Source organism: Pseudomonas protegens, assembly GCF_003732485.1.
In the GTDB taxonomy this organism is placed as follows: Bacteria; Pseudomonadota; Gammaproteobacteria; order Pseudomonadales; family Pseudomonadaceae; genus Aquipseudomonas; species Aquipseudomonas protegens_B.
This window is the reverse complement of the sequence record NZ_MOAK01000043.1, coordinates 229252-241980: the sequence shown is the minus strand read 5'-3', so window position 1 is coordinate 241980 and position 12729 is coordinate 229252. Positions and strand designations below refer to the sequence as shown.

Annotated in this window: 11 protein-coding genes and 1 pseudogene; 4 read left to right on the top strand and 8 right to left on the bottom strand. The window is 61.6% G+C overall.

Annotated features, from left to right (window positions below):
• The 4 genes from BLX41_RS35030 to BLX41_RS10600 form a co-directional block, all read right to left on the bottom strand.
• The coding region (locus BLX41_RS35030) for an extracellular solute-binding protein (protein ID WP_259744663.1) at positions 1–562 on the bottom strand (562 nt) is incomplete at its 3' end.
• 27 nt (positions 563–589) lie between these two features.
• Complete coding sequence (locus BLX41_RS10610; protein WP_019095032.1) at positions 590–1399, bottom strand: ABC transporter permease; 810 nt, start codon at positions 1397–1399, stop codon at positions 590–592.
• A complete protein-coding gene (locus BLX41_RS10605; protein ID WP_011063420.1) occupies positions 1396–2316 on the bottom strand; it encodes an ABC transporter permease in 921 nt (306 codons plus the stop codon). Before BLX41_RS10605 ends, BLX41_RS10610 begins: the two co-directional genes overlap by 4 nt.
• 15 nt (positions 2317–2331) lie before the next feature.
• Complete coding sequence (locus BLX41_RS10600) at positions 2332–3450, bottom strand: ABC transporter ATP-binding protein (RefSeq protein ID WP_072442495.1); 1119 nt, start codon at positions 3448–3450, stop codon at positions 2332–2334.
• A 226-nt stretch (positions 3451–3676) separates the two neighbouring features.
• Here BLX41_RS10600 and BLX41_RS10595 point away from each other — a divergent pair, with 226 nt between their 5' ends.
• Together BLX41_RS10595 and BLX41_RS10590 are read left to right on the top strand one after the other, a co-directional pair.
• Entirely contained in the window at positions 3677–4585 is a 909-nt protein-coding gene (locus BLX41_RS10595) for a LysR substrate-binding domain-containing protein (protein ID WP_123724831.1), read from the top strand.
• 87 nt (positions 4586–4672) lie between these two features.
• Positions 4673–5890, top strand: coding sequence for an MFS transporter (locus tag BLX41_RS10590; RefSeq protein WP_123724830.1), 1218 nt, complete (start codon positions 4673–4675; stop codon positions 5888–5890).
• A gap of 74 nt (positions 5891–5964) precedes the next feature.
• Here the strand turns inward: BLX41_RS10590 and BLX41_RS10585 are convergent, their stop codons facing one another.
• Positions 5965–6849, bottom strand: a complete 885-nt coding sequence (locus tag BLX41_RS10585) for a helix-turn-helix domain-containing protein (protein ID WP_123724829.1) — start codon at positions 6847–6849, stop codon at positions 5965–5967.
• A 192-nt stretch (positions 6850–7041) separates the two neighbouring features.
• Between BLX41_RS10585 and pobA the strand changes: the two genes are divergently transcribed.
• Both pobA and BLX41_RS10575 read left to right on the top strand, forming a co-directional pair.
• Entirely contained in the window at positions 7042–8229 is a 1188-nt protein-coding gene (gene pobA / locus BLX41_RS10580; RefSeq protein ID WP_123724828.1) for a 4-hydroxybenzoate 3-monooxygenase, read from the top strand.
• Positions 8230–8417: 188 nt separating this feature from the next.
• A complete protein-coding gene (locus BLX41_RS10575) occupies positions 8418–10472 on the top strand; it encodes a TonB-dependent receptor domain-containing protein (protein WP_123724827.1) in 2055 nt (684 codons plus the stop codon).
• A 58-nt stretch (positions 10473–10530) separates the two neighbouring features.
• On the opposite strand, the gene ychF is transcribed toward BLX41_RS10575, so the two are convergent.
• The 3 genes and pseudogenes from ychF to BLX41_RS33600 all read right to left on the bottom strand — a co-directional run.
• Complete coding sequence (ychF, locus tag BLX41_RS10570) at positions 10531–11631, bottom strand: redox-regulated ATPase YchF (protein ID WP_065365190.1); 1101 nt, start codon at positions 11629–11631, stop codon at positions 10531–10533.
• Between the two features lie 23 nt (positions 11632–11654).
• The gene (pth, locus tag BLX41_RS10565) at positions 11655–12239 is read right to left on the bottom strand and encodes an aminoacyl-tRNA hydrolase (protein WP_123724826.1); all 585 of its coding nucleotides are present in this window, start codon (positions 12237–12239) and stop codon (positions 11655–11657) included.
• Between the two features lie 168 nt (positions 12240–12407).
• Positions 12408–12729: pseudogene (locus BLX41_RS33600) on the bottom strand (50S ribosomal protein L25/general stress protein Ctc); the annotation flags it as partial.

The window sequence follows — 12729 nt, the reverse complement described above, 5'->3', positions numbered from 1 at the left end:
GCTTGGGGTCTTCGCTGCACAGCGGAATGTTCAGGTACAGGCTGGCCATATCGATCACTTCGCTCACCGAGTCGAACATGTTGATCCGCCCCTGCAGCTCCGCTGGCGGCTCGTAGAGCACCTTGTAACTGTCGCTCGGGCCTTTGTAGCGTTCGCCGTTGAGCACCACGCTGGTGGTGCCCCAGATGAAGGGCACCGAGTAAGCGCCTTCCGGGTCCCAGGTCGGGTTCTTCAGGTTGTCGACCACGCTGGCGTAATAGGGCTGCTTGGCCGGGTCGAAGCGCTCGAGCAACTGCTCCTTGATCAGGATCGGGATGAACTGGTGGGAGGGGATCGCCACGTCATAACCGGTGCCGCCCTGTTTCAGCTTGGCCAGCAGGGTTTCGTTGGAATCGTAGGAGTCCACCGTGACCTCGATACCGGTCTGCTTCTGGAACTTGGCGAGAATTTCCGGCGAAAAGTAGCCGCTCCAGCTCACGACGTTGAGTTTCTCGGCGGCCTGCACCGCCAGTGGCAGGCTCAGCAACAACGAGGTACCCAGGCTTGCGATCAACTTGCTCATGTCATTTCCCCAAGGTCAGTGGAAGGTTCAAGCGTGTTTCTTGCTCAGCAGATAAGAGAGGCTGACGAACAGCACCGAGACGCCGAGGATCAGCGTCGACACGGCGTTGACGTCGGGTGTCACGCCCATGCGCAACAGGCCGAAGATGAAGATCGGCAGGGTGGTGGTGCCGGCCTGGGACACCATCATCGAGATCACGAAGTTATCCAGGGAGACGATGAAGGCCAGCATCAGCCCGGAGACGATCCCCGGCATCAGCAGCGGCAGGGTCACCTTGCGGAAGGTGCGCCAGGGGCCGGCGTACAGGTCCGCCGCGGCGTGTTCCAGGGACAGGTCCATGTCGTTGAGGCGGGCGCGGATCGGCAAATAGGCGAAGGGTATGCAGAACACCGTGTGGGCGATGATCAGGTTGCCGTAGCCCAGGGACAGCCCCAGGGTAGAGAACAGCGCCAGGGTGGCCACGCCGACGACGATTTCCGGTAGCACCAGGGGCAGCATGATGGCGCCCATGGACAGTTGCAGGCCCTTGAACTTCGCCCCGCGTGAGGTGCCCAGGGCCGCCAGGGTGGCGATGGCGGTGGCCGCCATGCTGGCGCACACGGCGATCAGCAGGCTGTTGCCTGCCGCCTGGCGCAGGGCCTGGTTGGCGAACGCCGCGCGGTACCAGTCGAGGCTGAAGCCGCTCCACACCGTGGCCGACTGGTTGGCGTTGAAGGAGAACACCACCAGCACCAGGATCGGCGCGTAGAGGTACAGGTAGAACAGGAAGCTGAAACCGCCGAAGCCGGGAAAGTCCTGGACACCGAGGCCTTTGCGCTTGAACAGGCGGATCATCATGCACCCTCCTGAAGGGTTTTCTGGCGCTGGGCGCGCAGGGCGTAGACGGTCAGTACCAGCATCACCGCGGCCATCAGCACCAGCGACAGGGCTGCGCCGAAGGGCCAGTTACGGGCATCGCTGAACTGCCGGAAGATCAGGTTGCCAAGCATCATCCGGGTGCCGCCCCCCAGCAGTTCCGGGGCGATCATCGCCCCCAGGCAGGGCACGAAAGTCAGGATCGCCCCGGCGAAAATTCCCGGCTTGGCAATGGGCAGCACCACCTTGCGCAGGGTCCGAATGCGTCCGGCGTAGAGGTCCTGGGCCGCTTCCAGCAGGCGGGTGTCCATCTTTTCCAGGGTGGCGTAGATCGGCAGCACCACGAAGGGCGCGTAGGTGTAGACCAGCCCCAGCAGCACCGCACCGTCGGTGTACAGCAACTGCAACGGCTCGTGGATGACCCCCAGGCCCATCAGGCTGTTGTTGATCACCCCGGTGTTGCGCAGCAGCAGGATCCAGGCGTAGGTGCGGATCAGCAGGTTGGCCCAGAACGGCACGGTGATCAGGAAGATCAGCAGGCCGCGGCGCCGCACTGGCTGCATGGCCAGCCACACCGCTACCGGAAAACCGATCAGCAGGGTGATCACCGTGGTCAGCCCGGCGATGCCGATCGAGCGCAGGGCGATCAGCAGGTAGGAGTCGGCGAAGGCCAGGCTGTCGTCCAGTTGCCGTTCGAACAGCAGGGAGGTGTAGGCGTCGCTGCTGAAGACCTTGTTCACCCCGCCGTAGGGGTTGGCTTCCATCAACGAATAGCCGATGACGATAAGGATTGGCACGATCAGGAACAGGCCGATGGCGACCAGGGCCGGGCTGACCCCGAGAAAGCTGCGCAGGGCCTTGCGCCGTTCCAGGTGTTGGGAAATCGAAGAAGCGTGCATGGCGAATCCTCGTGGTCAATCCAGCAGGACGCTGGCGCTGCCGCGTTCGAACAGCAGCCCGGCGCTGCTGCCTACGCTCAGACGCGGGTGGTGTTCGAGGCTGTTGGGCGTGCGCACGGTGAGGCGCGTGCCGTCGCCGAGGCTGACCTGGTATTGCAGGTCGGTGCCCAGGTAGATCAGCGCTTCGATGCGGCACGCCAGGGCGCCTTGCGAGGCATCACCGCGCAGGTGCAAGCGCTCGGGGCGCACCGACAGGGTGACCTGCTGGCCGACCTTGGCGGTGGTGCAGGGTTGCGCCGGCAGCGCCTGCCCGGCGGGCCCGCTGAACCAGGCCAGGCCCGCTTCGACACGGCTGACCGTGGCCTGGATGAAGTTGGTTTCACCGATGAAGTCGGCGACGAAGCGATTGCGCGGCTGCTCGTAGATTTCTTCCGGGCGACCCACCTGTTGCACTTCGCCTTCGGAGAGCACGGCGATGCGGTCGGACAGGGTCAGGGCTTCTTCCTGGTCGTGGGTGACGAAGATGAAGGTGATACCGGTCTTGGCCTGGATGGCCTTGAGTTCTTCGCGCATGGCCTGGCGCAGCTTGAGGTCCAGGGCCGACAGCGGCTCGTCCAGCAGCAGTACCTTGGGGTGGGGGGCCAGGGCTCGGGCCAGGGCGATGCGTTGCTGCTGGCCGCCGGACAGCTGGTTGGGCTTGCGCGCCGCAAAGCGCTCCATCTGCACCAGGGCCAGCATCTCGCGCACCCGCTCGGCGATCTGCGCCTTGCTCAATACCTGGCCCATAGGGCGCGATTCCAGGCCGAAGGCCAGGTTCTCGGCCAGGGTCATGTGGGGGAACAGTGCGTAATGCTGGAACACCGTGTTCACCGGGCGCTCGAAGGGCGGCCGGTCGGCGATGTTCTCGCCATAGAGAAGGATCTCGCCCTGGGTCGGGAACTCGAACCCGGCGATCATCCGCAAGAGGGTGGTCTTGCCACAGCCCGAGGGGCCGAGAAGGGTGAAGAATTCGTTGTCGCGGATATCCAGGTCGATGTTCTTCAGGGCCACCGGGCCGCTGTGTGGATCGCCGTAGACCTTGCGCACTGAACGGATGGACACCGCCAGCGTTTGCAGCGCATGTAGGGCATTCATGCCTTACCTCCGATTCCCCCATGAGCTGTCGTGCAGGCCATGGATCTTGTTTTTCTTGGGCAGGATCGAAATGTGTCGGGTGCGTGGAAAGCTTGTCTTTGCAGGCTTTGCGCGGGTTTTACCGGGTTCTGCTGGGGCTGATTATCAGTGAGGGGTTGCGGGGGCGAAACATCAATTTTAACATACCGGCTGTTAAAAAATTTAATAGCAAGGGGCGGGCGAAATCATGGTCGAGCAGCGTTTGCCACCGTTGAATGCAGTGCGTGCTTTTGATGCCGCCGCCCGTCTTGGCAGCTATGTCGAAGCCTCAAGGGCCTTGCATGTGACCCAGCCGGCCATCGGCCGCCACGTGAAGCTGCTGGAGGACTGGCTCGGGGTGCAACTGTTCGAACGCACGTCCCGCGGCGTGAACCTGACCCCGGCGGGGGAGAAGTACCACCGCAAGATCGCCGCCGCCCTGCAATTGATCATCGAAGCCGGGCGCGAGGTGCAGCCCAGGGCCGCCGAGCGCTGGCTGCGGATCATGGTCGTGCCGGGGTTCGCCAAGCGCTGGCTGACCCCGCGCCTGGAGGCGCTGCGGCATGTGCGTCCGGGTTTGAAGTTCGCCATTGAGCCGAACTCGACCTTTACCGAAGTGGACGCCAAGACCAGCGACCTGGGCATCGCCTACGGCCTGGACGGGCAATACACCGAGTCCCGGGTCAGCCTGATCTGCCCCCGGGTGTTTCCCATTTGCAGCCCGGCCTACCTGGCCAGCATCGAGGCGATTCACGAGCCGGCGGACCTGGCCCGCCACGAACTGATCCACTTCGATGACGGCGAATGGTGGAACCTGTGGTTCGCCGCCAATGGCCTGGATATCCAGCTCACGTCCGACCTGATCTACGTGAACAACGATCATGCGCTGTCGGTGGCTGAAAGCGGTGGCGGTATCGCCCTGGCCAATGAAGTGCTGGTGCGCGAGGAGCTCAAGGCCGGCACCCTGGTACGGGTGCTGGAGGATCAGGTGAAGCTGGAAAGCTACCGTGTGCTGACCCCGGCCACTGAATGGTCGGAGGATGTCGAGTGGTTCATCCAATGGCTCAAGGCCGAGCTTGAAGCGGATTTCCCCGAGGCGCGGATAGTGAGTCGTTAGCAAGCTAATGGGATGGCGCAGGCGCACTAAAAAATGGCACATTGACGCACCTGCCCCTGTGCACCCACCCGTTGTACGGAAAATTTTATGGCTAGCAGCAATTCCCCGAGCGTCGCCGCGACGGCTTCCCCGGCTTCGCAAAGCAGTCCCCTGGTCCTGCGCATCATCGGTGCGGTGGCCCTGGCCCACCTGATCAACGACCTGATCCAGGCAGTGCTGCCGGCGATCTACCCGATGCTCAAGGACAGCTACGGCCTGACGTTCACCCAGGTCGGCCTGATTACCCTGACCTTCCAGCTCACCGCGTCCCTGTTGCAGCCTTGGGTGGGTTACTACACCGACCGCCGGCCTCAACCGTTCCTGCTGCCGGCGGGAATGATCTGCACCCTGATCGGCATCATGATGATGTCCCAGGTCGGCAGCTTTCCCTTGATCCTGCTGGCAGCTGCATTGATCGGCATTGGCTCCTCGACCTTCCATCCGGAGGCTTCACGAGTCGCGCGGCTGGCCTCTGGCGGGCGCTATGGCCTGGCCCAGTCGAGCTTTCAGGTCGGTGGCAATGCCGGCACCGCCTTCGGCCCCTTGCTGGCCGCGGCCATCATCATTCCCTACGGTCAGGGCAATGTGGCCTGGTTCGGCCTGTTTGCGCTATTTGCCCTGGCAGTGCTCTACGCCATCAGCCGCTGGTACGCCAACCATCTGCGCCTCTACAAGCTCAAGCAGGGCCAGGCGGCGACCCATGGCCTGTCGAGGAATCGGGTGATCAGCGCCCTGGTGGTCCTTGGGCTGCTGGTGTTTTCCAAGTATTTCTACATGGCCAGCTTCACCAGCTACTTCACCTTCTACCTGATCGAGAAATTCGACCTGTCGGTGGCCAGCTCGCAACTGCATCTGTTCCTGTTCCTGGGTGCTGTGGCGGCGGGGACTTTCTTCGGCGGGCCGATTGGCGACAAGATCGGGCGCAAGGCAGTGATCTGGTTCTCGATCCTCGGGGTGGCGCCGTTCACCCTGTTGCTGCCCCATGTCGACCTGTTCTGGACCAGCGTCCTCAGCGTGGTGATCGGTTTTATCCTGGCCTCGGCGTTCTCCGCCATCGTGGTCTACGCCCAGGAACTGGTGCCGGGTAACGTCGGCATGATCGCCGGGGTGTTTTTCGGCCTGATGTTCGGTTTTGGCGGGATCGGCGCGGCGCTGCTGGGGCACCTGGCGGACATCCACGGTATCGAATACGTGTACTACCTGTGCTCGTTCCTGCCGTTGTTCGGGGTGCTGGCGATCTTCCTGCCGCGCACTAGGAAAGCCTGAAAGCCGCCTGTGTGAGTGGTTGATGAAAAAACGCCCGAGGCTTTGGCCTCGGGCGTTTTGCATTTCGGAGTGCTTTAGCCGTCCTGGGAGCCGGTGCCCTGGCGGAAGGCGTTGGGCGATTGGCCGCTGAGGCGCTTGAAGAAGCGTGAGAAGTAGGTGGGGTCGCTGAAACCCAGGTTGTCCGAGAGCTGGCTGATGCTGATGTTGGTGTAGATCAAACCGCGCTTGGCCTCCAGCATCAGGCGCTGGTGGAGGATCTGCAGTGCGGTCTGTCCGGCCAGTTCCCGGCACAGGGTATTGAGGTGCACGCTGGACAGGCCGATGCGGTGGGCCAGGGATTCAACCGTGGGATGCTCCTGGTAGTGCTGCTCCACCAGCTTGATGAAGTGCCCCAGCAGCTGTTGATTGCGCTCGCTGCGATTGCTCGGCGCTACGTTCTGCTGACGGCGACGACTGATCCATACCAGCAGCACGTTGACCAGTGAATGCAGCAACAGGTCCCGTGCCGAGGCGCTGCCTTCGTATTCCTCCAGCAGGGTCTTGAACAGGCTGTTGAGGCTGCGCCGGTCACGGCCCACCGGATAGCAGCCGGCAGCGGCCAGCACTGCCAGCGGTGCGCCCAGCTGGCTTTCCAACTGAGCCACCAGCGGGGCTCCGAGGGTCAATACGTAGCCCTCGATATTTTCGGAAAACTGAAAGCCATGGACCATCAACGGCGGAACCACCTGGATCGCCGCCTCGCGCACTTCCTCGCGCCGTCCTTCGACGTCCACCAGGGCCTGGCCGCTTTGCACGTAGAGCAGTTGATAGAGGTCGGCATGGCGGTGCGGCTTGATTTCCCAATGGTGCAGGCTACTGCGCTTGGGGATGGATTCGCAGTGCAGCAGGTCCGGGGTCGGCCAAGCCTGGTTCTCACCATAGAGCTTGAACACCGGGATGCTGGAACGGTTGGCTTTCATTGGGCGCGACCCTGCGGATGTGCGGCGTAGGAATGCTCGATAATCGAACGCTGTTATCAAAAGTGCATTTTTACGCTGGTAAATCACCATTTATTACGGTTTTTGTCGGCAAAAATGCAGGGGTACAACAATAACCATAAATTCCGGATTTCGCCTGCGCGGTGACTGGAATGCCCTAATGAGACGACAGCAATGAAAACTCAGGTTGCGATTATTGGCGCCGGACCTTCCGGCCTTCTGCTGGGCCAACTGCTGCACAAGGCCGGCATCGACACGGTGATTGTCGAGCGCCAGACTCCGGACTACGTACTGGGCCGCATTCGCGCCGGCGTGCTGGAGCAAGGCACGGTAGACATGCTGCGCGAGGCTGGAGTGGCGCAGCGCATGGACGCCGAAGGCCTGGTTCACGAAGGGGTGGAGTTGTTGATGGGCGGTAAGCGTGTGCGCATCGACCTCAAGGCCCTGACCGGCGGCAAGACGGTGATGGTCTATGGCCAGACCGAAGTCACTCGCGATCTGATGGAGGCGCGCGCCGCCAGCGGAGCACCGATCATCTACTCGGCAAATCAGGTGCAGCCCCATGACATGAAGGGCGCACAGCCCTACATCACCTATGAAAAGGACGGCCAGCTGCATCGCATCGATTGTGACTACATCGCCGGCTGCGACGGTTTTCATGGCGTGGCGCGCAAGAGCATTCCCGAGGATGTGCTGACTCACTACGAGCGCGAGTACCCCTTCGGCTGGCTTGGACTGTTGTCCGATACGCCGCCGGTCAACCATGAGCTGATCTATGGCCAGCACGATCGTGGCTTTGTGCTGTGCAGCCAGCGCTCGCTGACCCGCAGCCGCTATTACCTGCAAGTGCCACTGACCGACAAGGTCGAAGATTGGTCCGATGAGCGCTTCTGGAATGAGCTCAAGGCCCGCTTGCCGGCGCAGGTAGCGGACGATCTGATCACCGGACCGTCCCTGGAGAAAAGCATCGCGCCATTGCGCAGCTATGTGGTGGAGCCGATGCAATACGGCAAGTTGTTCCTGGTGGGGGACGCGGCCCATATCGTTCCGCCGACCGGGGCCAAGGGCCTGAACCTGGCGGCGTCCGATGTGTGTTACCTGTATCGCATCCTGGTCAAGGTCTATCGCGAAGGGCGCCGCGACCTGCTGGAGAAATACTCCGAGCTGGCCTTGCGACGGGTCTGGAAGGGCGAGCGTTTCAGCTGGTTCATGACCAACCTGCTGCACGATTTCGGCGAGCACCAGGACGCCTGGGACCACAAGATGCAGCAGGCCGATCGGGAGTATTTCCTCAATTCCCACGCGGGCCTGGTGAACATTGCCGAGAACTATGTGGGCCTGCCTTACGAAGAAATCTGCTGAACCATCGGCCTTGGAACCGCCTGCGCATAGGAGGTGGTTTCAGGGCAGTGTTTGCAGCCAGGCAAGGGCCGAAATGTGTCGGTCGAGAAACATTCCTATTTCTAAATGATATTTATTAGCATTACACTTCGATCCCCTCTCCCTTGATGCACCACCAAGGTGCATTGCATCGACAAGGATCGTTTGTAATGAAAGTCAGCTCCTGCCTGTTCAATTCGCTTCTGCTCAGCGCCGGTGTCGGCCTGCTGGCTCCGCTGGCGCAGGCCGGCGAGGCCTCAGAAGAGGTCAAACCGGCGCCGTTGGAACTGGACACCGCCTTCGTCACCGCCACTGGCGGCGCCACGGATCTCAAGGATGCTCCGGCCAGTGTCAGTGTCATCACCCGTGAGGAAATCGAACGCCAGCCGGTCTATGACCTCAATACGTTGTTGCGCCGGGTGCCGGGAGTGACCGGTGGTTTCGGCCCGGTGGGCGAGCAGTCGAAGATCAAGTTGCGGGGCCTGGACGACAAATACACGTTGATCCTGGTGGACGGCAAACGTGTCGGCAGCTCCAGTGACCTGAGCTATCGCCGCGACCTGGCGCGCCAGGATCTGAACTGGATCTCGCCGAACATGATCGAGCGCATCGAGATCGTGCGTGGGCCGATGTCGTCACTCTATGGCTCGGACGCCATGGGCGGGGTGATCAACATCATCACCCGCAAGGTCTCGCGGACCTGGACCGGTTCGGCCAGCACCAACATCACCGTGCCCAAGGACTCCGATCGCGGCCAGACCACTCAGTACAGCGTGAATGCGTCGGGCCCATTGACCGAATCCCTGGGGTTGCGCCTGGGGGCCAACGTCACGCGTCGGGCGGCGGATGAGGTCGAGGCGCGGCGCGATGCCCAAGGCGATTTCATGTACGACGACGGCGCGGGCGGTTCCAAGGACCAGAGTTTCAATGCACTGCTGGACTGGCAGATCAACGAGGAGCAGAGCCTGTCCTTCGAGGCGGTGCATGGCGTTGAGCGTTCCTGGGCATCAAAAAAGACCTTTGGTGATTGGGACGAGACCATTGGTGGCGCCTTCGGCCCCAGCCGACTGACTCGCGATAGCTACATCCTGTCCCACACCGGTGACTGGAGCTTTGGTACCACGAAGCTCGATGCCTACCTGAACAAGTACCGCAACGACCTGGATAGGGGCAAAGCCAACTCCGAGGAGAAGATTGTCGAGGGCAGTCTCAATCTGCCCTTCGAGCTGCTGGTGGATCAGCGCCTGACGCTGGGCGGGCAATGGAAGCGCGAGGAGCTGACCAACACCAGTACCCTGGGCACCGTACCGGTGGATTACCAGGGCACGCCGGTCAATGGCTCGACCTTGAAGGGCGATTACTCGGCGGCCTTTATCGAGGATGAGCTGTTCCTGCTGGACAACCTGTCCCTGACCCTGGGCAACCGTTTCGACCACAGCGACAAGTACGGTAACCACAACAGTCCGCGGGCTTATGTGGTTTATCACCCGCACCCGGACTGGACCGTGCGTGGCGGTGTTTCCAAGGGCTTTCGTGCGCCGAGCCTGAAGGAAGGCAGTGCGGGAGCGGCGACTGAATCCGGTGGCCGTGGTTGTGGTTCCTTGCGTCCGTTGGGCTATGTCACCGGCAGTTGCTGGATGGCTGGCAATCCGAACCTGATGCCGGAAACCAGCACCAACAAGGAAATGGGTGTGTCGTTCGATCATGACGGCTGGGAAGCCGGCCTGACCTACTTCCACACCGACTTCACCGACAAGATCGAATACGGTCCGTTGGGCCAGTACCAGGGCCGCTGGTGGACCATGCTGGAAAACGTCGACAAGGCCCGCACCCGTGGCTGGGAAGGCACCACTCGGGTTCCGCTGGGCGACTCCGTGACGTGGCGCACCAACGCCACCTACATGCTGGAAAGCAAGAACCTGTCCACCGGCGAGGATTTGATCAGCTCACCCAAACTGTCGGCGTTCAGTGCGTTGGACTGGCAGGTCAACGACCGTTTGAGTACCGAACTGTCGGCGCAGCACGTCGGCAAGCAGCGGGGCGTGGGCAATGATTTCGTGCAGTCCTACACCACCTATGACTTGACGGCGAACCTGGCGTTGACCAAGTGGCTGACCTTGAACGGTGGGGTACAAAACCTGATGGACAAGGACCTGCGGGACGGATCGACCAACTTCTATGTGCCCGGACGGGCGTTCTTCGCGGGGGCGACCACTTACTTCTGAGGCCGCTGGATGTAGCGGGGGAATCAGCCCCATTGCCAGGCAATGGGGCTGAAGGGGATCACACGTTGAAGCGGAAGTGCATCACGTCGCCGTCCTTGACGATGTATTCCTTGCCTTCCAGGCGCCATTTACCGGCTTCCTTGGCTCCGGCTTCACCCTTGAACTGGATGAAGTCGTTGTAGGCGATGACTTCGGCGCGGATGAAGCCTTTCTCGAAGTCGGTGTGGATCACGGCGGCGGCTTGTGGCGCGGTGGCGCCGACACGCACGGTCCAGGCGCGAACTTCCTTCACACCGGCGGTGAAGTAGGTCTGCAGGTTGAGCATTTCGTAGCCGGCACGGATTACCCGATTCAGGCCGGGTTCTTCCAGGCCCAGGGCTTCAAGGAACATGTCCTTTTCTTCGCCGTCATCGAGCTCGGCGATTTCCGCCTCGATCTTGTTGCACACCGGCACCACGATCGCGCCTTCTTCCTCGGCAATGGCCTTGACCACGTCCAGCAGGGGGTTGTTCTCGAAGCCGTCTTCGGCAACGTTGGCGATGTACATCACCGGCTTGGTGGTCAGCAGGTGGAAGCCGCGGATGATCAGCTTCTCATCGCTGCTCATGTCCTTCATCAGGCTGCGGGCCGGCTTGCCTTCGGTGAAGTGGGCGATCAACTGCTCCAGCAGGGCTTTCTGGGCCACGGCATCCTTGTCACCGCCCTTGGCGTTGCGGGCGACTTTCTGCAGTTGCTTCTCGCAGCTGTCGAGGTCGGCAAAGATCAGTTCCAGGTCGATGATTTCGATGTCGCGCTTGGGATCGACGCTGTTGGACACGTGGATCACGTTGTCGTCTTCGAAGCAGCGGACCACGTGGGCGATGGCATCGGTTTCGCGGATGTTGGCCAGGAACTTGTTACCCAGGCCTTCACCTTTCGAGGCTCCGGCGACCAGGCCGGCGATATCGACGAACTCCATGGTGGTCGGCAGCACGCGCTCAGGCACGACGATGGCGGCCAGGGCGTCCAGGCGCGGGTCGGGCATCGGCACGATGCCGCTGTTGGGCTCGATGGTGCAGAAGGGGAAGTTCTCGGCCGCGATCCCGGATTTGGTCAGGGCGTTGAACAGGGTGGACTTGCCGACGTTAGGCAGGCCGACGATGCCGCAATTGAATCCCATGGTGTATTCCCCTAGGAGTAGAGTCAGGCCTTCTGGCTGTGCAGGTTTTTCATCGCGCGGTTCCATTCACCGGCGAAGATATCCGGCAGCACGCCGAGGGCAAAATCGATGCTGGCATCGAGTTTTTCCTGTTCGGCGCGTGGCGCACGACCCAGGACAAAGTTTGAAACCATACTGGCAACACCCGGGTGGCCGATGCCGAGCCGCAGGCGGTGAAAGGTATTCTGATTACCGAGCTGCGCGATGATGTCCCGCAGGCCGTTGTGCCCGCCATGCCCGCCGCCGGTCTTGAACTTGGCGACGCCGGGTGGCAAGTCGAGTTCGTCGTGGGCCACCAGGATCTCTTCCGGCTTGATGCGGAAGAAGCCGGCAAGCGCCGCCACGGCCTGGCCGCTGCGGTTCATGTAGGTGGTGGGAATCAGCAGACGAATGTCCTGACCCTGGTGACTGAAGCGCCCGGTCAGGCCGAAATATTTGCGATCGGCGACAAGGTTGACACCTTGTTTTTCGGCGATGCGCTCAACAAAAAGGGCCCCTGCGTTATGCCGGGTCTGTTCGTATTCGGCGCCTGGATTACCCAGGCCAACGATCAGTTTGATGGCAGTCACGATAGGGGCCCTTCTTTGGAGTGGTGGATAACATCGCCGCAACCGGTGCTACGGCGAAAGGGGACGACAAGAGCTTGGTTGCCTTGCGGCAAACTTCGCGTTCTCGCCCGCTTTCTCGCTACGTTCCAGTCCGCGATGTGTTCCGCTCAACTCCGGCGTCAGAGTGAATTACTCTGCTGCGCCTTCTTCTTTCTCAGAAGCAACACGTGGTGCGTAGACGTTGGCTACTGCCAGGTCGTTGCCGTGTGCCAGAGCAACAAACTCAACGCCTTTAGGAGCGGTGAGGTTGGACAGGTGGATCACGGTGCCGATGTCGGTCTCAGCCATGTCGACTTCGATGAACTCAGGCAGGTCTTTCGGCAGGCAGGAAACTTCGATCTCGGTGGCTGCGCGGAAGATCTCGCCGCCTTTCTTGATCGGTGCTGCTTCGTTGATCAGGTGCACTGGAACCATGGCGGTCAGTTTCTGACCAGCAACTACGCGAACGAAG

What these genes read in the sequence shown, in the direction of transcription:
- BLX41_RS10600 (WP_072442495.1), bottom strand. Translation starts at nt 3,450, where the DNA reads ATGAATGCCCTACATGCGCTGCAAACGCTGGCGGTGTCCATCCGTTCA.
- BLX41_RS10585 (WP_123724829.1), bottom strand. Translation starts at nt 6,849, where the DNA reads ATGAAAGCCAACCGTTCCAGCATCCCGGTGTTCAAGCTCTATGGTGAG.
- BLX41_RS10595 (WP_123724831.1), top strand. Translation starts at nt 3,677, where the DNA reads ATGGTCGAGCAGCGTTTGCCACCGTTGAATGCAGTGCGTGCTTTTGAT.
- BLX41_RS10575 (WP_123724827.1), top strand. Translation starts at nt 8,418, where the DNA reads ATGAAAGTCAGCTCCTGCCTGTTCAATTCGCTTCTGCTCAGCGCCGGT.
- BLX41_RS10610 (WP_019095032.1), bottom strand. Translation starts at nt 1,399, where the DNA reads ATGATGATCCGCCTGTTCAAGCGCAAAGGCCTCGGTGTCCAGGACTTT.
- BLX41_RS10605 (WP_011063420.1), bottom strand. Translation starts at nt 2,316, where the DNA reads ATGCACGCTTCTTCGATTTCCCAACACCTGGAACGGCGCAAGGCCCTG.
- BLX41_RS10590 (WP_123724830.1), top strand. Translation starts at nt 4,673, where the DNA reads ATGGCTAGCAGCAATTCCCCGAGCGTCGCCGCGACGGCTTCCCCGGCT.
- ychF (WP_065365190.1), bottom strand. Translation starts at nt 11,631, where the DNA reads ATGGGATTCAATTGCGGCATCGTCGGCCTGCCTAACGTCGGCAAGTCC.
- pobA (WP_123724828.1), top strand. Translation starts at nt 7,042, where the DNA reads ATGAAAACTCAGGTTGCGATTATTGGCGCCGGACCTTCCGGCCTTCTG.